General features: G+C 60.9%; 16 protein-coding genes and 1 tRNA gene. 15 read left to right on the forward strand and 2 right to left on the reverse strand.

The genetic code is table 11. The features are described from left to right. The first annotated feature begins 332 nt into the window (after nt 1-332). The 11 genes from fdnG to ACZ89R_RS02495 all read left to right on the forward strand — a co-directional run bounded on the left by fdnG (nt 333) and on the right by ACZ89R_RS02495 (nt 15,377). Nucleotides 333-3,398, forward strand: a complete 3,066-nt coding sequence (gene fdnG / locus ACZ89R_RS02445) for a formate dehydrogenase-N subunit alpha (RefSeq protein ID WP_429546832.1) — start codon at nt 333-335, stop codon at nt 3,396-3,398. After that, nucleotides 3,399-4,343 carry a formate dehydrogenase subunit beta gene (fdxH, locus tag ACZ89R_RS02450; RefSeq protein ID WP_429546831.1) on the forward strand — a complete coding sequence of 315 codons (945 nt, stop codon included), beginning with the start codon at nt 3,399-3,401 and terminating at the stop codon, nt 4,341-4,343. Next, entirely contained in the window at nt 4,340-4,993 is a 654-nt protein-coding gene (locus ACZ89R_RS02455) for a formate dehydrogenase subunit gamma (protein WP_429546830.1), read from the forward strand. The genes fdxH and ACZ89R_RS02455 overlap by 4 nt, the downstream gene beginning before the upstream one ends. Before the next feature lie 4 nt (nt 4,994-4,997). Beyond that, complete coding sequence (gene fdhE, locus ACZ89R_RS02460) at nt 4,998-5,924, forward strand: formate dehydrogenase accessory protein FdhE (protein WP_429546829.1); 927 nt, start codon at nt 4,998-5,000, stop codon at nt 5,922-5,924. Nucleotides 5,925-6,268: 344 nt separating this feature from the next. Then, nucleotides 6,269-8,593: a hypothetical protein gene (locus tag ACZ89R_RS02465; RefSeq protein WP_429546828.1), complete on the forward strand. Its 2,325-nt coding sequence runs from the start codon at nt 6,269-6,271 to the stop codon at nt 8,591-8,593. Between the two features lie 115 nt (nt 8,594-8,708). Further along, entirely contained in the window at nt 8,709-10,139 is a 1,431-nt protein-coding gene (gene selA, locus ACZ89R_RS02470; RefSeq protein ID WP_429546827.1) for an L-seryl-tRNA(Sec) selenium transferase, read from the forward strand. Then, the gene (gene selB / locus ACZ89R_RS02475; RefSeq protein WP_429547919.1) at nt 10,136-12,055 is read left to right on the forward strand and encodes a selenocysteine-specific translation elongation factor; all 1,920 of its coding nucleotides are present in this window, start codon (nt 10,136-10,138) and stop codon (nt 12,053-12,055) included. Before selA ends, selB begins: the two co-directional genes overlap by 4 nt. A 6-nt stretch (nt 12,056-12,061) precedes the next feature. Further along, a tRNA-Sec gene (locus ACZ89R_RS02480) sits at nt 12,062-12,157 on the forward strand. A 228-nt stretch (nt 12,158-12,385) separates the two neighbouring features. Next, entirely contained in the window at nt 12,386-13,351 is a 966-nt protein-coding gene (locus tag ACZ89R_RS02485) for a tripartite tricarboxylate transporter substrate binding protein (RefSeq protein ID WP_429546826.1), read from the forward strand. Nucleotide 13,352: 1 nt separating this feature from the next. Beyond that, nucleotides 13,353-13,844: a tripartite tricarboxylate transporter TctB family protein gene (locus tag ACZ89R_RS02490; protein ID WP_429546825.1), complete on the forward strand. Its 492-nt coding sequence runs from the start codon at nt 13,353-13,355 to the stop codon at nt 13,842-13,844. A gap of 24 nt (nt 13,845-13,868) precedes the next feature. Further along, nucleotides 13,869-15,377: a tripartite tricarboxylate transporter permease gene (locus ACZ89R_RS02495; RefSeq protein WP_123494692.1), complete on the forward strand. Its 1,509-nt coding sequence runs from the start codon at nt 13,869-13,871 to the stop codon at nt 15,375-15,377. A 188-nt stretch (nt 15,378-15,565) separates the two neighbouring features. Here ACZ89R_RS02495 and ACZ89R_RS02500 read toward each other — a convergent pair whose 3' ends face one another. Further along, on the reverse strand, nt 15,566-15,997 hold the full coding sequence (locus tag ACZ89R_RS02500; RefSeq protein WP_192344654.1) for a nuclear transport factor 2 family protein: 432 nt from the start codon (nt 15,995-15,997) through the stop codon (nt 15,566-15,568). 362 nt (nt 15,998-16,359) lie between these two features. Here ACZ89R_RS02500 and ACZ89R_RS02505 point away from each other — a divergent pair, with 362 nt between their 5' ends. The 4 genes from ACZ89R_RS02505 (at nt 16,360) to ACZ89R_RS02520 (ending at nt 18,643) form a co-directional block, all read left to right on the forward strand. Continuing rightward, complete coding sequence (locus tag ACZ89R_RS02505; protein WP_429546824.1) at nt 16,360-17,001, forward strand: hypothetical protein; 642 nt, start codon at nt 16,360-16,362, stop codon at nt 16,999-17,001. Continuing rightward, complete coding sequence (locus ACZ89R_RS02510; protein WP_123494695.1) at nt 17,001-17,444, forward strand: phage holin family protein; 444 nt, start codon at nt 17,001-17,003, stop codon at nt 17,442-17,444. Before ACZ89R_RS02505 ends, ACZ89R_RS02510 begins: the two co-directional genes overlap by 1 nt. Further along, a complete protein-coding gene (locus ACZ89R_RS02515) occupies nt 17,441-18,265 on the forward strand; it encodes a DUF3618 domain-containing protein (RefSeq protein WP_429546823.1) in 825 nt (274 codons plus the stop codon). Before ACZ89R_RS02510 ends, ACZ89R_RS02515 begins: the two co-directional genes overlap by 4 nt. A gap of 93 nt (nt 18,266-18,358) precedes the next feature. Next, the gene (locus tag ACZ89R_RS02520; protein WP_429546822.1) at nt 18,359-18,643 is read left to right on the forward strand and encodes a hypothetical protein; all 285 of its coding nucleotides are present in this window, start codon (nt 18,359-18,361) and stop codon (nt 18,641-18,643) included. A gap of 32 nt (nt 18,644-18,675) precedes the next feature. Here ACZ89R_RS02520 and ACZ89R_RS02525 read toward each other — a convergent pair whose 3' ends face one another. After that, nucleotides 18,676-19,233, reverse strand: coding sequence for an ATP-dependent Clp protease proteolytic subunit (locus ACZ89R_RS02525; RefSeq protein ID WP_123494699.1), 558 nt, complete (start codon nt 19,231-19,233; stop codon nt 18,676-18,678). Nucleotides 19,234-19,264 lie beyond the last annotated feature (31 nt).

The raw sequence follows: 19,264 nt of genomic DNA on the forward strand, positions 1-19,264 counted from the left end.
GACACTCTGCCATCGCGAGCAGGCTCGCTCCCACAGTTTGATTACCGCCACCACAAATATCGTGCAGGGCCCAAATCCCCTGTGGGAGCGAGCCTGCTCGCGATGAGGCCCTTACATTCAATATCGATGTCGCCTGACACTCTGCCATCGCGAGCAGGCTCGCTCCCTCAACTGTGTGCCTACTGGCTTGCGGGTACCCGACTGTCGGTTTTCACACAGCACAAAACAGCATTGTCTACAGTTTAAATTGGCGGTAGTTCCGTTGCCGTCACCGTGATCGTCCAGAAAAACCCGGCCAATGCACCGGGTTTCCACCTGATCAGGAGTGCACGATGGACCTCAACCGTCGTCAGTTCTTCAAGGTCGCTGGTCTCGGCCTTGCGGGCTCAAGCCTCGGCGCGCTGGGCATGGCCCCGACGCCCGCTTTCGCCGAACAAGTGCGTCATTTCAAGCTCGCCCACACCCATGAAACCCGCAACACCTGCCCGTACTGCTCGGTCGGTTGCGGCTTGATCATGTACAGCCAGGGTGACAACGCGAAGAATGTCGCCCAGAGCATCATCCACATCGAAGGCGATGCCGACCACCCCGTCAATCGCGGCACCCTCTGCCCCAAAGGCGCAGGCCTGCTCGATTTCATTCATAGCCCCAGCCGTCTCCAGTACCCGCAGGTGCGCAAGCCCGGCACCACGGAATGGACGCGCATCTCCTGGGATGAAGCGCTGGATCGCATCGCCGACCTGATGAAGGCCGACCGCGACGCTCACTTCATCGAGAAGAACGCCAAGGGGCAAACGGTGAATCGCTGGCTGAGCACCGGTTTCCTCGCGGCATCGGCATCGTCCAACGAAGCGGGTTACATCACCCACAAGGTGATTCGTAGTCTCGGCATGCTGGGGTTCGATAACCAGGCTCGTGTCTGACATGGCCCGACGGTGGCAAGTCTTGCCCCGACGTATGGCCGTGGTGCCATGACCAACCACTGGACCGATATCGCTAACGCGAATCTGGTTCTGGTGATGGGTGGCAACGCAGCAGAAGCGCACCCTTGCGGTTTCAAATGGGTGACCGAAGCCAAAGCCCATAACAAGGCGCGGCTGATTGTGGTCGACCCGCGTTTCACCCGTACCGCCTCGGTGGCCGACTATTACGCGCCGATCCGCACCGGCACCGACATCGCCTTCATGGGCGGGCTGATCAATTACCTGCTGACCGAAGACAAGATCCAGCACGAATACGTGCGCGCCTATACGGACGTGTCGTTCATCGTCAAGGCCAACTACGGTTTCGAGGACGGCTTGTTCAGCGGTTACGACGCGAGCAAGCGCATCTACACCGACAAGTCTGGTTGGGGCTATGAAATCGGCGAGGACGGTTTCGCTAAAGTCGACCCGACCTTGCAAGACCCACGTTGCGTCTACCAATTAATGAAACAACATTACAGCCGCTACACCCTGGAGCTGGCCAGTCAGGTCTGCGGCATGCCCACGGATGCCATGCAGAAAATCTGGGAAGAGATCGCCACCTGCTCGCAACCGGGCAAAACCATGACGATTCTCTATGCGTTAGGCTGGACCCAGCATTCGACTGGTTCGCAGATGATCCGCAGCGCGGCCATGGTGCAACTGCTGCTGGGCAACGTCGGCATGCCGGGCGGGGGCGTCAATGCCCTGCGCGGGCACTCCAACATCCAGGGCCTGACCGACCTGGGCTTGCTGTCCAACCTGCTACCCGGTTACCTGACCCTGCCGTCCGAGGCCGAACAGGACTACAACGCCTACATCGCCAAGCGCGCACTCAAGCCGTTGCGCCCCGGGCAGATGTCTTACTGGCAGAACTACGGCAAGTTCCACGTCAGCCTGATGAAAGCCTGGTACGGCGCCAATGCCACCGCCGAGAATCATTGGGGCTACGACTGGCTGCCGAAACTGGACATCCCCGGCTACGACATCCTGAAAATGTTCGACATGATGGGCAAGGGCGAGGTCAATGGCTACATGTGCCAGGGCTTCAACCCGATCGCCGCGTTGCCGGACAAGAACCGGGTGATGAAGGCGCTGGCCAAACTCAAGTGGCTGGTGGTGATGGACCCACTGGCCACCGAAACTTCGGAGTTCTGGCGCAACGCCGGTCCTTACAACGATGTGCAAACGGCCGAGATCCAGACCGAAGTCATCCGTCTGCCCACCACCTGTTTCGCCGAAGAAAACGGTTCGCTGGTCAACAGCGGTCGCTGGCTGCAATGGCACTGGAAGGGTGCCGATGGCCCGGGGCAGGCGCGCACGGACGTGAAGATCATGGCCGAGTTGTTCTTGCGCCTGCGCAAGCGTTATCAGGCCAATGGCGGTGCCTGGGCCGAGCCGATCCTCAAGCTCGACTGGCCCTACAAGGTACCGGATGATCCGACGCCGGAAGAGCTGGCCCGGGAATTCAACGGCTACGCCGTCGCCGATGTCACTGACGCCTCGGGCGCGGTGGTCAAAGCTGGTCAGCAGTTGTCGGGCTTTGGCCAACTCAAGGACGATGGCAGCACGGCATCCGGGTGCTGGATCTTCTGCGGCAGCTGGACCGAGCAGGGCAACAACATGGCCCGGCGTGACAACAGCGATCCTTTCGGCATGAAGCAGAACCTGGGCTGGGCCTGGGCCTGGCCGGCGAATCGCCGGATTCTCTACAACCGCGCCTCTTGCGACCCTCAAGGCAAACCGTGGGACGCCAACAAACGGCTGGTGTGGTGGAACGGCAAGGTCTGGGCCGGCACCGATGTGCCCGACTACAAGGCCGATGTGCCGCCGGAAGCCGGGATGAACCCGTTCATCATGAACCCCGAAGGCGTGGCGCGTTTTTTCGCCCTCGACAAGATGAACGAAGGACCGTTCCCGGAACACTATGAACCGTTCGAGACGCCCATTGGCATCAATCCGATGCACCCCAACAACAAGCAGGCGACCAGCAACCCGGCCGGACGGGTCTTCGATTCCGTCTGGGACACCCTCGGGCAGGCCAAGGACTTCCCTTATGCGGCGACCAGCTACCGGCTGACTGAACACTTCCACTTCTGGACCAAGCATTGTCCGATCAATGCCGTGACCCAACCTGAGCAGTTTGTCGAAATCGGCGAGGTGCTGGCCAAGGAGAAAGGCATTGCTGCCGGTGACCGGGTGCGGGTCAGCTCCAAGCGCGGGCATATCGAAGCGGTGGCAGTGGTGACCAAGCGGATTCGTCCGCTGCAGGTCAACAATCAGGTGGTGCATCAGATCGGTATCCCGTTGCACTGGGGCTTCACCGGCGCCACCCGTCACGGTTACCTGACCAACACCCTGGTGCCGTTCCTCGGCGATGGCAACACACAGACCCCGGAATCCAAGTCATTCCTGGTCAACGTGGAGAAAGTCTAAATGGCCAGCCAAGACATCATCGCCCGTTCGGCCACCACCACGATGCCGCCCTCGGTGCGCACGCAAGAGGAAGTGGCCAAGCTGATCGACACCACCAAGTGCATTGGCTGCAAGGCCTGCCAGGTCGCCTGCTCGGAATGGAACGAGTTGCGCGACGACGTTGGTCACAACCTCGGCACTTACGACAACCCTCAAGACCTCAGCGCAGACACTTGGACCTTGATGCGCTTCACCGAGCATGAAACCGACGCCGGCAACCTCGAATGGCTGATTCGCAAAGACGGCTGCATGCACTGCGCCGAGCCCGGCTGCCTGGCGGCGTGCCCGAGCCCGGGGGCGATCATCAAGCACGCCAACGGTATCGTCGATTTCGATCAGGACCACTGCATCGGCTGCGGCTATTGCATCACCGGTTGCCCGTTCAACATTCCGCGCATCTCGCAAAAGGATCACAAGGCTTATAAATGCACGCTGTGCTCGGACCGGGTGGCGGTGGGGCTGGAACCGGCTTGCGTAAAAACCTGCCCGACCGGCGCCATCGTTTTCGGCAGCAAGGAAGACATGAAAGAACACGCGGCCGAACGTATCGTCGACCTCAAGAGCCGCGGTTTCGAAAACGCCGGTTTGTATGACCCCGAGGGCGTCGGCGGCACCCACGTCATGTATGTGCTGCACCATGCCGACACGCCCAGGTTGTATGCCGGGTTACCGGATCACCCGGCGATCAGCCCGCTGGTGGACCTGTGGAAAGGCCTGAGCAAACCCCTGGCGTTGCTGGCCATGGGCGCGGCGTTGCTGGCCGGGTTCTTCCATTACGTGCGTGTCGGCCCACAACTGGTCGAGGAGGACGAACATCCAGTCACCTTCGACCCGGCAGTGCATGAATTCGACCCATCGGTGCACACCTTTGATCCGACGAAACCCGGCGGGGAGGACAGGCCATGAACGACAAACCGATCCTGCGCTACACCGCCAACCAGCGCACCAATCACTGGCTGGTGGCGATTCTGTTTCTCGCGGCCGCCCTATCGGGGCTGGCCTTGTTCCATCCGGGATTGTTCTGGCTCAGCAACCTGTTTGGCGGCGGTTCGTGGACGCGCATTCTGCATCCGTACATGGGCGTGGCGATGTTTGTGCTGTTCCTCGGCCTGGTGTTCAGCTTCTGGCGGGCGAATTATTTCAGCGCCAACGACCGGTTGTGGCTCAGGCGCGTCGGGACTGTCATGCGTAACGAAGAGGAGGGCGTGCCGCCGATCGGCAAGTACAACCCGGCGCAGAAGCTGCTGTTCTGGGTGTTGCTGATCTGCATGCTGGTGCTGTTGTTCAGCGGCCTGGTGATCTGGCGTGCCTGGTTCAGCGCGTACTTCGGCATCACCGGTATTCGCTGGGCGATGCTGCTGCATGCACTGGCGGGCTTCATCCTGGTGCTGAGCATCATCGTCCACGTCTATGCCGGTATCTGGATTCGCGGCTCGGTCCACGCCATGGTGCGTGGCCGGGTCAGCCGCGCCTGGGCGAGAAGACACCATGAGCTCTGGTACCAGGAAGTGACCCGAGACGAGACGCCTGAGCGACCGATCAGCAAAAAAGGATGACCCCTTGGCCACGATCCTCGAGCCTGGGCAGATAGAAGCGGCGGCGAGTTCACCGCCGTTTCTGTACCTGCCACCGAACAACCTGTTCACCTTGCGCGCGCTGCGTCTGGAACGCCTGGCCGATGGGCATCCCATGGCGGACTATCTGCGCTTGATCGCGGGGCTGTGCCACGTTCAGCAGCACCTGATGGACGATCCGCCCGTGACGACCATGCCCGATCCCGAACGCCTGCGGGTGTGCATGGAACATGGCTTGCCACCGTTTGCCGCCGACAGTCTGGTGCGCGAAAACATTTGGTTGCCGTATCTTGAAGCCATGTTGCAACGTTATCAGCCACCGCCAAACGCTGCGGTAGAAAACGCCGTGGCGACGTTGCGCAGTGCCAACCCGGGGCTGCTCAAAGCCTGGGCGATTGCCTTGGTCAGCGGCCAGTATTCAATGCTGCCGGCAGAACTGGTGCCGTTCCTCGGTGCAGCGCTGCAAGCGGCCTGGAGCCATTGGTTGCTGAGCACACCCAACCTTGAACTCAAACGCGGCGACAGCCTCAGCCAATGTCCGGCCTGCGGTTCGCCGGCGATGGCCGGGGTGATTCGTCATCGGGGCAAATACAACGGTTTGCGTTATCTGGTGTGCTCGTTGTGCGCCTGCGAATGGCATGCGGTGCGGGTCAAATGCGTGTACTGCGAACAGAGCAAGGGGCTTCAATACGTCAGCTTTGAGGATGACCGTCACGCTGCCAATCAGGCACCGTTGCGGGCGGAAGTCTGCCCCGGCTGCAACAGCTACCTGAAACTGATCTACCTGGAAAACGATGCCGAAGCCGAAGCGCTCTCGGCAGACCTGTCCAGCCTGATGCTAGACATGCGCCTGGAGCAGGAAGGCTACCAGCGCCTGTCGCCGAATCTGATGCTGGCCCCCGACGAATCGTAACTTGCGGCGGGGCCAGGTTTCCTGCTGGTAACGGCGGCGGATGACATTTACTGGCCGATTTTCCCAGCCCGGCTACGCTGATTGCTGCCAGGAAAAGAAGTTTCACACACGCCCGGGCTGGAGCGTGTTGTTTTGCCAGGCTACCCACCCCACGCCATGTCGCGTGTGATAGGTCACGACCGCCATCCGGTGGAACTTCCCCCCTCTTTGCCGCCGCGCATCAGAAGCGAGTGCCTGACACGCGGTATTTGTGTTGGCACAGCCACGCCAGTACAGCAGGAATCGCCCTCGCGCCATGTGACAAGGAACGCAAGTTTCCACACAACGGTGAAAAGGAGATCAAGATGAACATCGTGACCGATGCATCGCAAATAATGTCGGCCGCCAGCGATGCGGTGGCTGACATCCAGTCCAGCCGTTTCCTCAAAGTTCCGCTCGGCGAGCCCGTCCAGGCCGACGACGGCAATATTCTACCCGGTACACAGATGCTGCCTGGCCAATGGGTGGCCTGCCCCGACAATACTTACGTGCTGCTGTTGCGGACCGATGGCAACCTGGTGCTTTACCAGGTGGTCGCGGGCCAGTTGGCGAGCGGCGGTTCGTTCACCGGCAGCGCACTGTGGCAAACGGGGACCACTACCGGCGCGCGCTTCGATGTCCAGACCGACGGCAATCTGGTCTTGTACGACGCCAACGGCGGCGTGGCATGGAAGTCCGACACCAATGGCATCGAGCCACAGGAACTGCGCTTGCAGACCGACGGCAACCTAGTTTTATACAACACGCTGGGCGAGCCTTGCTGGGCTTCGACCAGCAACCACCTCCAGGTGTGGCCGCTGGCTCGTTGGGTGAGTGTGCAAAACAGTCTGGTCGCCCCGGTTAAAGGGGTGCCCAATGTGCTCACCGCTGACGAGAGGGGCATCATGCTGAAACGCTTCGTGGCCGGATCGCTCGACCAGATCTGGCAAATCACGGCGGACGGGCGGCTACTCAGCGGTCTGCTCGGCGGCCAGGTGCTGAGCCAGGACACGGGGAGTAACGCGGCCCTCAACACGACACAGGTGGTTCCCGTGCCTGTCGAGCAGACCTGGCTCTGGGACGCCGGGCTGGGGCCGGTTTCCATCCAGAACAGCGGCTCGACCCAGTATCTGTGCGCCGCCATGTCGGGCGGGACGGTGCAAGTGCAGAACTGCGAAACCCCGGCGCAGTGGTACTTCGTGCCTACCTGCCCGCTGGACATTATCATGGCCCTGCCGGCGTCCGACCCTGCCTTTGCGCCATTCCCGCCCGAGCAGCAGCCCGTCTACGACTGGATCAATAGCCAACTGGCGATCATGAACGACCAGCCCGGACTGATCCTGCGCGAGCAGTACACCAACGAGGCCAGCGCGCTGGGCGCGTACCAGCAGGACATGAGCGGCCTGGACTACAGCGCCTTTGCGTCGGATGCCTGGCAACCCGTGGTGGCCCAGCTCACGTTGGAACTGAGCGCGGCGATCGGCGTGAACAACCTGTTCAGCTGCTACAACGATTTCCACACCCAACTCTTCGAGGACAAGGGCGCGCTGCTCTCCGAACTGGGCCAGGTTGCCGGCTTTGAAAACGGCGACAAGACCAACATTGGCGGGGTCATCCTGGCCGTACTCTCGGGTGTGATCTACACAGTGCTGTCGGCCGAGACGATGGAAGGCGACGTCAACTATTTCGCCGTCGCGGCCAACGTGATCCAGAGCGGTATCAACGTGGCGGTCGCCGCTCAGAGTCCGAGTGTTTCCCCCAGCCTGTTCCAGGTCGCCTATGCCGACTTGTGGGGGCAGTTGAGCAGTACCTTCGAAGGGTTGCAGACCACGTTCGACACGATGGAGCAAAGCATCCTGACCGACGGTGCCAAGCTGCAGACGGCGTATACGCTAATCGCTTCCACCGCGCCCGATGGATTGTTCTGGAACGCCGGCTCCACCGGGCAGATGGTGATAGATGCGAAGCCGGGTTATGTGCTGTCGGTGATGCAGATGCTGCTTCCGGCCAAGTTCCAGATCTACCAGTACCTGGACGTCAACAACGACCCCATCGACGGCGTACCTGCCTATGCGCAGTACATCGCATCCAATGCCAGTGGAGGGTATTTCAAGTACTGGATCGCCGACTCGACGGACTGGTCGATCTATCCGGATCAAGCCGCGCTGAGCCAGGTGTGGGAAAACGGCGGCTCGAAAGACGACTTCTACAACGGCAGGAACGGTTGGGCATTCGCGAGGACGCTGCCCTATACCTTCGATGGCAATGATGCCAACTACCTGGTGATCGCGCTCACCAACCTGAGCCCGAACATGCTGGTGGTCACCTCGCTTTGTGAGGCTGGCAATAGCATCGGGCCGGCGTCGCAGAACCTTTATCCCTACCAGACGGTTTTGGTCGAGGCCTCGGGAGTGTTTCGCGCGGGCGTGCAGCTCAAGATCTCCATCTTCGATCCCTCGCGGGGCATCGACTTCAACAAGCCTGTCGCCTCGTTCCAGGCCAACCAGGACTACTCTGTGTTCGAGGCCGGTAATGTGACCACCGCCCACAGCTCGACCGCGGGCGATTACCAGCTGTCGACCCCGCTGTGCAACGAGGGTGGGTTCGACAGGTATCCCGGCGCCATTCAGGCCAGTATCTACCGTCCCTGATGCGCTATCGCCGACGTCCTCCGCATAGGAGGACGTCGCTGCGTAAGGTTCGGTGGCCCCGTGAACTCAGCGGCTACACTCAGACGCGACGGTCATTCGCTTCCGGGAGCCTCTGATGTCTGCAACCTCCGCCAGCCACACCTTGCGGCTGCCCTCCATCGACAGCTTGCTGCGCCATCCCGCCTGCCAACCACTGGCCGAGCGTTACGGGCGTGACGCGCTGCTGGCGGGTTTGCGGAAACTGCTCGATGACTTGCGCGAACCGGTGCTCAAGGGTGAACTCGATGCCGTTGAAATCGCCCCCGACGTATTGGCGGGCAGGGCAGGCGAGCGTCTGGCGATCCAGCATCGCAGTCAGGTGCGGCGGGTGTTCAACCTCACCGGCACGGTGCTACACACCAACCTCGGTCGAGCGTTGTTGCCGGAGTCTGCTATCGAAGCCGTTCAACTCGCCGCCCGCTATCCGCTCAATCTGGAATTCGACCTGCACAGCGGCAAGCGCGGCGATCGGGACGACCTGATCGAAGGCCTGGTCCGCGAGCTGACCGGCGCCGAAGCGGTGACCGTGGTCAACAACAACGCCGCCGCCGTATTGCTGACGCTCAACAGCCTGGGCGCGCGCAAGGAAGGCATCATTTCCCGTGGTGAACTGATCGAAATCGGCGGCGCCTTCCGCATTCCCGACATCATGGCTCGCGCCGGGGTGCGGCTGCACGAAGTGGGCACCACCAACCGCACCCATGCCCGCGATTACGAGGCCGCCATCGGTCCGCGCAGTGGCCTGGTGATGCGCGTACATGCGAGCAACTATTCCATCGAAGGTTTCACCGCCCGGGTGCCGACGGCTGAATTGGCGGAGCTGGCTCACCGTCACGGGCTGCCGCTGCTGGAGGACCTGGGTAGCGGCAGCCTGCTGGACCTGACTCGCTGGGGCCTGCCCGCCGAACCGACGGTGCGTCAGGCGCTGCTCGATGGCGCGGACATCGTTACTTTCAGCGGCGATAAATTACTCGGCGGTCCCCAGGGCGGACTGATTGTCGGCCGCAAAGACCTGATCGCGAAGATCAAAAAGAACCCGCTCAAGCGCGCACTGCGGGTCGACAAACTGACCCTGGCCGCTCTCGAAGCCGTATTGGCGCTGTACCGCGATCCTGATCGGCTGGCCGAACGCCTGCCGAGTCTGCGCCTGCTGACCCGACCTCAGGCCGACATTCATGCCCAGGCCGAACGCCTGCAACCGTCACTGGCGCAGGTGTTGGGTGACGGCTGGAGCGTCAGCGCGGTGCCGGCGCTGGGTATGATCGGCAGCGGCAGCCAACCGGTGGCTCGACTGCCCAGCGCCGCGTTATGCCTGCGGCCCAACGTTTCCAAGCGTCTGCGTGGGCGGCGATTGCTGGGGCTGGAGGCCGCGTTTCGTCGGTTACCGATTCCCGTGCTGGGGCGCATCGACGGCGATGCGCTTTGGCTGGACCTGCGCCAACTGGATGACGAGGCCGCATGGTTGGCCCAACTCGATCAATTGCAGGAGGAGGGTCGGGACGGGTGATTGTCGGCACGGCGGGGCACATCGATCACGGTAAAACCTCCTTGCTCCAGGCACTGACCGGCCAGGCCGGCGACCGTCGCCGGGAAGAACGCGAACGTGGCATGACCATCGACCTCGGCTATATCTACGCGGAGCTGGAACCGGGCGCCGCGCTGACCGGTTTTATCGACGTGCCCGGTCATGAGCGCTTCACCCACAACATGCTGGCCGGGGCGCAGGGCATTGATCTGGTGTTGTTGGTGGTAGCGGCCGATGACGGTGTCATGCCGCAGACCCGCGAACATTTGGCGATCGTCGAGTTGCTGGGCATCCCTCGGGCTCTGATTGCAATCACCAAATGCGACCGCGTCGATCCTGCTCGTGTGCAAGCCGTCCGGGAACAGATCGAAGCATTGCTCGCACCCGGACCTTATGCCGACGCGCCGCAAATTGCCCTGTCGAGTGTGACCGGCGAGGGTATCGAGACACTGCGTCAAGCCTTGCTGAGTGCGCAACATGAGGTGCTTCAACGCAGTGTCAGCGGCGGTTTTCGCCTGGCGATTGATCGGGCTTTCAGTGTGGCCGGCGCCGGGATCGTGGTGACCGGCACCGCATTGTCTGGCCAAGTGACCGTGGGCGATACGCTGATGTTGAGTCCGCTGGGCAAACCCGTGCGGGTGCGAAGCCTGCATGCGCAGAATCAGGCGGCTGACATCGCCATGGCCGGGCAGCGAGTCGCACTGAACCTGAGTGCCGAGCGTCTGGCCCTGGAGCAGATTCACCGTGGCCACTGGCTGTTGGCCGAATGGCTGCATGCGCCGACCCAGCGTCTGGATATCGAGATGACCTTGCTGGCCAGCGAAGGGCGAAGTTTCGAGCACTTTCAGCCAGTGCACATGCACCTCGGCACTCAGGACGTGACCGGGCGAGTGGCGTTGCTGGAGGGCGCCAGCCTGGCACCGGGGCAGCAGATGTTCGCGCAACTGTTGGTGAACGCGCCGGTGCTGGCGGTGAAGGGCGACCGCTTGATCCTGCGCGATCAAAGCGCCCAACGCACCCTCGGCGGTGGCCGGGTGCTCGACCCGTTCGCCCCGGCCCGACACCGCCGCAGCCCCGAACGATTGGCGCAGCTGCAAACGCTTGCCACCACCCACAGCCTGGAAGAAGCACTACCGACGCTGCTGGCCAACAGCGACACCGGGCTCGATCCGCAACGCCTGGAGCGCCAGTTCAACCGTCCGCGCGAAACTTGGGAGCTGCCCGAAGACGTGCGCTTGATCGATACGCGGCAAGGGCCGTTGCTGTTCAGCGCGGTGCGCTGGGAAGCCCTGAAAGCGCCGCTGCTGGAACACCTCGCACGTTTTCATCAACTGGAACCGGATCAAATGGGACCGGACAGGGATCGCCTGCGTCGCTTCGCCGGCACCGCGCTGGAGCGGCCGACCTTTATCAGTCTGCTCGACGAATTACTGGCCAGCGGAGCGATCGTCGCCAGCGGTCCGTGGCTGCATTTGCCGGACCATCAAGTGCGTTTGAGCGAGGATGACGAAACCCTGTGGCAACAATTACAGCCGTTGTTCGAGCAGGCGGGTTTCGATCCGCCGTGGGTGCGTGATCTGGCTAAAGCGACGGGCCATGAAGAGGCTGCCGTGCGCCTGCTGCTGCGCAAGATGGCGCGGCTGGGTCTGGTGCATCAAGTGGTTCGTGACTTGTTTTATACCGAGACGCTGGTGCGTCGATTGGCGGCTATGCTGGTGCAACTGGCCAGCGATGACCCGGTGATACAGGTCTCCGCGTTTCGCGATGCCGTGGGCCTGGGGCGCAAGCGCAGCATTCAGATTCTGGAGTACTTCGACCGAATCGGCCTGACCCGACGCTTTGGCGACCGACGCCACATTCGGCTCGACAATGCACTGGCTCAACCGGCAACAAGTTGAGTTCAAGGAAGGCAATCGCGCCCGGTGGCGCGGCCGGGCTTCAAACCCGGTTGGGGACGGCATCCGTTCCCGGGCAGGTTCGACTCCGGCTGCCTTCCGCCATTTGGTAGAACACAGGGACAGGCGCGCAATCCCTGTGGGAGCGAGCCCTGTGGCGAGGGGGCAAGCCCCCTCGCCACAGGGCTCGCTCCCACAGGCTCCGCTGACTGGCATTAGGGAAAACACGCCAACAAACACAACTATGACCTACGCTTATTCCAGACGCATGTTCAACGAACAGGGGCTCTTCCCTGATCGAAAACAACAAGAACAGCTATCCGGAGACGACTCATGTTTGCATTGGCCCGTCGATTCAGCAGCAACCTCGCCGTTTTAGTTACCGCCGCCGCGCTCGCATCACCGGTTTTTGCGTTGGATACCGTCAAGTTCATGGCCCCGGGTTCGGTCGGTGGCGGTTATGACCAGACCGCACGGGTCCTGGGCAAAGCCATGGTCGAGGCGAAAACAGCAAAGTCCGCTACCTTCGAGAACAAGGGCGGCGCCGGTGGGACCCTGGGCTTGGCGCAATTTGCCAACGGCACCAAGGGTGACGTCAATGCCCTGATTGTGGTCGGCGCGATCATGGTCGCAGCCATCGAGCAGAACAAACCGCAAATCACCTTGAAGGACGTGACGCCGATCGCCCGGCTGTTTACCGAATACAACGTGATTGCCGTGCGTGACGACTCCCCGTACAAAACCCTGGACGACTTGCTCAAAGACTTCAAAGCCAAACCGGCCAGTATCAAATGGGGTGGCGGCTCCAAGGGGTCGATCGACCACATTGGCATCGCCGAACTGGCGAGCAAAATGGACGTTCCCGTCAACCAGGTGAATTACGTCGCCTTCGCGGGTGGCGGTGAAGTCGTCGCTGCGGTGCTGGGTGGCCATATCACGGTGATCACTGGCGGCTACGCCGAGCTTGCCAAATACGTCCAGTCCAAACAGTTCCGCTTACTCGCCATCGGCGCGCCCAACCGCGTTGAAGGCATCGATGCGCCGACGCTCAAAGAAAGTGGCTATGACGTGACGATCGGCAACTGGCGTGGCGTTTACGGCGCAGCGGGCCTGACGCCTGAACAGCGCAAAGAACTGACCGAAGCCGTCCTGACCGCCACCAAAAGCACTGTCTGGCAAGAAAACGTAAAAACCAATGCATGGTCACCGAGCATTCTGACCGGGGATGACTTCGGCAAATTTGTCGAAGAAGAGCACGGGCGTCTGCGCGCGATGCTGGTCAAGGTCGGGCTGCTTTGAGATGGCCGGGCGCTGGAGAGTCATGCCGGCCCAACTGGCGATTGGCTTAGGTGTCGTCGCCATCAGCGCGGTATTGGCGATCGGCGCCTCGCGGTTTCCTCCCGAGATGGGGTTCGTCATCATGGCGGCCTACGTCTATCCCTACGCCGTCGCGGCGTTTCTGGGCGTCGTCGGTCTGTTGATGTGCTATCAGGCGCTCACCGGTGGTTTTCGCAACCTTGGCGACGATCACGAAACCACCCAGGCTCAGCCCGGCGGCAAGCTCGGCGCGACCTGGGTCACGGCGGGTCTTGTAGGGGTCGCCTTGCTCATTACCTACATCGGCTTCGTATTGGCGGCGGCACTGCTGTTTACCTGTTCGGCACGGGGGTTTGGCAGTCGTAGCCCGGTGCGGGACTTGGCCATCGGCATCACCCTGACGCTGCCGATTTACTGGCTTTTCACCGCCGGGCTAGGGGTTTCCCTGCCGCCCCTGGTCAACGCCTGGATCTGATCCGGGCCGTAGGAGGTCGACAAGGTGGACATACTCTCGAGTCTGGCAACCGGCTTCGGTGCCGCGTTGGCACCGATCAATCTGATGTGGGGTTTTATTGGCTGTCTGCTGGGTACCGCGATCGGTGTTTTGCCGGGAATCGGGCCGGCGCTGACCGTCGCCTTGCTGCTGCCGATCACCGCCAAGGTCGATCCTACCGGCGCGCTGATCATGTTCGCCGGCATCTATTACGGTGCTCAGTTTGGCGGCTCTACTACCTCGATTCTGCTCAACACACCAGGGGAATCATCCTCCATGGTCACGGCCCTGGAAGGCAACCTCATGGCGCGCAACGGGCGGGCAGGCCCGGCCTTGGCGACGGCCGCTATCGGTTCATTTGTGGCCGGTACCATCGCGACAATTTTGCTGACCTTGTTCGCCCCCCTTGTTGCGACGTTGGCGCTGAAGTTCGGGCCGGCGGAGTATTTCGCGATTCTGGTGCTGGCTTTCACCACTGTGTCGGCGGTGCTCGGTGCATCGATGTTGCGCGGTTTCGTCTCGTTGGGCATCGGGCTGACCATCGGCTTGATCGGCCTGGACTCGACCTCGGGCATTGCCCGCTACACCATGGAGGTGCCCGAACTGGTCGATGGCATCGAAGTGGTGCTGGTGGCGGTCGGCTTGTTTGCCGTCGGTGAGGCCTTGTATAGCGTGCTCTACCAAAAGGAAGAAACGGGCAGCCGACATCGCCTGACCTCATTGTGGATGACCCGCGCCGACTGGAAACGCTCGATCCCCGCGTGGCTGCGGGGCACCTTGATCGGTTTTCCCTTCGGGTCGATTCCGGCCGGTGGCGCGGAAATTCCGACGTTCCTGTCTTATTCAACCGAACGCAAACTCAGCAAGTACCCGAAAGAGTTTGCCGCCAGCAAAGGCGAGGGCGCTATCGAAGGTGTCGCCGGGCCGGAGGCGGCCAACAACGCGAGCGCGACCGGTTCTCTGGTGCCATTGCTGACCCTGGGCATCCCGACCTCCGCCACGGCGGCGATCTTGTTGGCCGCGTTCCAGAACTACAACCTGCAACCGGGGCCGCTGCTGTTCCAGACCTCGGGTGAACTGGTCTGGACGCTGGTGGCCTCGCTGTACATCGGCAATGCCATCCTGCTGGTGCTGAACCTGCCGTTGGTGGGCCTGTGGGTCAAACTCTTGCAGATTCCACGACCGTACCTGAACGCCGGCATTCTGGTGTTCGCGACCATCGGCGTATACGGCATGCGCCACTCGACGTTCGACCTGTTTCTGATGCTGGGCATCGGCTGGGCGGGGGTGTTGATGCGCCGTTTCGATTTCCCCGTCGCACCGGTGATCGTCGGCATGCTGCTGGGCCCGATGGCGGAAAAACAACTGCGCAACGCGTTATCAATCAGCCAGGGCGACTGGATGATATTTGTGACGCAACCCATCGCGGCCTCGCTTCTGGTGCTGACGCTGTTGGTGTTGCTGGTTCCGTACGTGCTGCACAAACGCGGCATCAAATTGCATGAGGATGATTGAGGGCTTCGCGAGCCGGTTTGATGATGCTTTGCCCTAGGAGCAGCTCAAGAATCCCCACGTAGATCGTTCCCATGCTCCGCGTGGGAATGCCTCAACGGACGCTCCGCGTTCGGCTCCGGAAGGGACGCGGAGCGTCCCGGGCTGCATTCCCACGCAGAGCGTGGGAACGATCATCGACACCCTCAATTTCAGAAACGAAACGCTTGTCGTCCGACCAGTAGCCATTTGCCTTTCTGTTTCTGCCAGATCTGGAAGTTCTCGATTTCCGTCGGAACGATCTCTTCACCCTTGATGGCTTGTGCCGAAAAATGATGCCGGACCAACGCCACATCACCTGAGAGTGTGATGGTCTGGCCCTGCATCTCCAGTGTCTTGAAAGCGCTTTTTCCGGTCTCGATGTCGGCGATGAACGCTTTCTTGTCCTGGATTTTCCCGCTGGAATGGCCGTAGGTGAGGTTTTCAGCGGTGAGCGCATTCAGCTGGGGAATGTCCTTGTGCAGCATCGCTTGAGTCAGATGGTCTACCGCTACGGCGACATCCTTTTCGCCCGAGGAGGGGGCTGCCATCACATAGCCGCTGAAGAGGCACAAGAAGCCGATAAGCAATTTCGTTTTTTTCATGGGTATTTTCCTTGTTGTTATGGAGATGACAGACGAGAGATAGGTGTATCGTCTGTCATCGTACAACTTAGCAGGTTTTTGTTACGAGATGCAGCCACCCAATACCAGTGAATAAAACGCAACCCTGGGGGAGCGAGCCTGCTCGCGATAGCGGAGTGTCAGGCAACGAAGATATCGACTGACATGACGCTATCGCGAGCAGGCTCGCTCCCACAGGGTTCCGCTCCCGCGAGCGCGTTTTTTATCACTTCATCATCTGCTTGGAACTCCCCGCCAGACACCCTCGTCATCTGCAATGAAGCACCACCGCGGACATACCGCGGGCACTTCCTGACGTGTTCATTACGAAGGCGAGGGATGACATGACTATTCCAGACAGCAGAACCGGACAACCGGATGCCCCTCGGGATCCCGCAGGCTCCGAACAAAACTTTCAGCATTTAAAGGAGGAGGTTACCGAAGCGATAGGCGGTGCGCGGCATCAGGCCGATGAGCAGTTCGGCCAATACCGCGATACTGCAGCGGACCAGATTGAAGCATTGGCCAGAGGCGCCCAGTCAGTCGTTTCCGAGATCCGGACGAACGATACGTTTGGGATGTCCGATTACCTGGCGGACATGGCCGAGAGCATGAGCAGCCTGGCGGGAAAACTGCGCAGCAAAAGTGCCGAAGAGCTTCTGCACGATGGCGCTGATCTGGCGCGGGACAATCCGGGGTTATTCATTGTCGGCAGCATCGCGGTGGGGTTCGGTCTGTCGCGGTTCCTGAAAGCGGGCACGGCGACCCTGTCGACAACGACCGACCGTGAGTTCGCAGCCCAAAGCAGCACACCCACGTTCAGTGGCGATGGCTCGCAAGGACTTTATGAAACATCAATGCCATCCGCAGGCGATTTGTCTCCCGGCTTGGCCACTGACATCACGCCGTCCTCGCCTAGCGCGCCCGACCATCGTGGCGATAGTTCCTCAATGCCGGGGGCCAGCCCCTTCACAGGAGAACGGTGATGAACAGAAACGATCCAGAACTGCAACCCACACCACCCGTCACACCGTCTGTCACGACGGCTGATCATGACGCTTCCGTGGTCGGTTTATTGCGGCAGTTGACTCGGGAAGTACCGGCGTTATTCACCAAGGAGCTGGCGTTGGCCAAGGTGGAATTGCAAGCCAGCCTGACGACGTTGAAAGCAGGGATTGCCGGGGTCGCCGGCGGCGCCATTGTGCTGCTCGCCGGGTTCATCATTGTGCTGATGGCGGTGGTCTATGCCTTGAGCCTGGTGATGGCGCCCTGGCTGGCTGCGCTGATTGTTGGCGTCGTGGTGATGGTCATCGGGTTCGTGATGCTGCAGGCAGGCAAAAAACAATTCGAGCCTTCCCACTTCAAGCCTGATCGCACCCTGGACGCGCTGAATAAAGACCAGGAAGCCCTGCGGAGGAAAGTGTCATGAAGCGAGAATTCGAAACCGAAGCGGCCAAGAGCCCGGAAACCATCGAGCGTGAAATCGATGCGCAACGGGAGAACATCGGGCATATCGTCGACGCGCTGGAAAGCAAGTTTACCCCTGGCCAGATGTTCGATCAGGCGCTGCTGATGATGCAAAGCAACGGCTCGACCTTCCTGACCAACCTGGGCACCAGTGTACGCAACAACCCCGTGCCCGCGGTGCTGACCTCGGTCGGCCTGATGTGGTTGATGATGAGCCAGAATCGCCCGCCAACGCCCCGGGAATATCGCGTCGAGCCGGATGTCGACTGGGCCGATGACTTGGCCGAAGGGCTCGTCGATGGCATGGACAGCGCCCGACAGCGTCTGCACAACACCACTGATTCGCTCAAGAACAGCTATCAGGCAGTCAAGGGTAAGGCCGCGCACCTGAGCGATAGCCTGCATGCAAAGACCGATCACCTCAGTCACGCCGTCCATGGCACCAGTGATCGTCTGGCGCGCAGGACTCATGAAATGGGCGACCAGTTCAATCATCTGCTCAAGGAGCAACCACTGCTGATGGCGGCGATGGGTATCGCGGTGGGAGCGTTACTGGGCGCGGCGCTACCTACCACCGCAACGGAGCGCCGTTATCTGGGCAGGACCAGCGCAAGCCTCACCGGCAAGGTCAAACAGCAAGCACGGGAGGGCTATGAGGCGGTGCGCGAAAAGGTGATGGAAACCACAGAGCCCCACGAGGCAATCGCGGGAGAAACGGGCGAGATGCGCAAGACCGCGTCCGAAACCCCGGCCGATCTGTCCCGTGGGCTGGGAACTTCTTGACTGGTATCTGGGCTCGACGGGAGGTCTGAGGCACAGACGTCCCGTCGAGCCGGTTTATCGGCGCCTTGAAACAACCATGACGAGGTACGCATCATGATTGATGAATCCACAGGCATGACCCCAGGTATGCGCTACGAAATCGAGAACCGCGAAAGGGTCGAACCGTTTGCCGGTTTTTTTCTGGATGGCAAGTATTACCTCACCCCCGAACTGCAAACGGCCATCGGCTGGCTTGAGGGCAATCGCTTTATCTACGATGTACTTGATCCCGAAGGCGAGCCGGTTTTCAAGGACCGTGTGGCCGGCATTATCAAGGATTTGAAACTCACATTGAGTGACGGAATGACCCTGGATATCCACCCCATTCCGGGCACCTGACGTATCGGTATCGGGGCCGGTTCGAACGTGCGTCAGCCGCCACTGATTTTCCAGTGTTTGACGTTATCGGCAAACACCATCTGATGCATTTCGTGGGCGATTCCGTAGGCCAGGGATTCATGCGCCGCAATGACCTTCTCTTCCGCTGAAAGGCAATGAAAAATGTCCAGTTTGGTATCTGCGTTGGCGGTTTCCAGGGCAAAGATTTGCACATAACGCGCGAGGTCGTTATCCAGGCTCAAGAGGTATTCGCGCAGGCGTTGATGGTCGACTGAGCTTTGGGGGAAGTACCAATTCATTGGGTGAATCAGAAACCGCGAATGGGGCGCGGTGATCCGTCGGCCGGCGGCCAGGTACATGATGATACCCATCGACTCGATGTTGCCGGCATTGATCGCGCACAGCGGCACCGGCAGGGATTTGAGGAAGGTGTAGAGGGCGAAGCCGAAGTTGGTGCTGCCGCCGCTGGTGGAGAGATTCAGCAGCAAGGAGGAGGCGCCCTGGTCGATGGCGTCGAGGCAGCAGTCCCTGAAGCGTTCCATCGTGCCCTGATCAATCTGGCAATGAAAGTGGACGATGTGCTCTGTCATCGACGTACCTCCACACAGGATAAATTAGAGA

Source organism: Pseudomonas sp. TE3728 (assembly GCF_056279145.1).

Excerpts from the sequence above, each read along its gene's own strand:
- fdxH (WP_429546831.1), top strand. The coding sequence starts at position 3,399 with ATGGCCAGCCAAGACATCATCGCCCGTTCGGCCACCACCACGATGCCG.
- ACZ89R_RS02455 (WP_429546830.1), top strand. The coding sequence starts at position 4,340 with ATGAACGACAAACCGATCCTGCGCTACACCGCCAACCAGCGCACCAAT.
- ACZ89R_RS02465 (WP_429546828.1), top strand. The coding sequence starts at position 6,269 with ATGAACATCGTGACCGATGCATCGCAAATAATGTCGGCCGCCAGCGAT.
- selA (WP_429546827.1), top strand. The coding sequence starts at position 8,709 with ATGTCTGCAACCTCCGCCAGCCACACCTTGCGGCTGCCCTCCATCGAC.
- ACZ89R_RS02485 (WP_429546826.1), top strand. The coding sequence starts at position 12,386 with ATGTTTGCATTGGCCCGTCGATTCAGCAGCAACCTCGCCGTTTTAGTT.
- ACZ89R_RS02490 (WP_429546825.1), top strand. The coding sequence starts at position 13,353 with ATGGCCGGGCGCTGGAGAGTCATGCCGGCCCAACTGGCGATTGGCTTA.
- ACZ89R_RS02500 (WP_192344654.1), bottom strand. The coding sequence starts at position 15,997 with ATGAAAAAAACGAAATTGCTTATCGGCTTCTTGTGCCTCTTCAGCGGC.
- ACZ89R_RS02505 (WP_429546824.1), top strand. The coding sequence starts at position 16,360 with ATGACTATTCCAGACAGCAGAACCGGACAACCGGATGCCCCTCGGGAT.
- ACZ89R_RS02510 (WP_123494695.1), top strand. The coding sequence starts at position 17,001 with ATGAACAGAAACGATCCAGAACTGCAACCCACACCACCCGTCACACCG.
- ACZ89R_RS02515 (WP_429546823.1), top strand. The coding sequence starts at position 17,441 with ATGAAGCGAGAATTCGAAACCGAAGCGGCCAAGAGCCCGGAAACCATC.
- ACZ89R_RS02520 (WP_429546822.1), top strand. The coding sequence starts at position 18,359 with ATGATTGATGAATCCACAGGCATGACCCCAGGTATGCGCTACGAAATC.
- ACZ89R_RS02525 (WP_123494699.1), bottom strand. The coding sequence starts at position 19,233 with ATGACAGAGCACATCGTCCACTTTCATTGCCAGATTGATCAGGGCACG.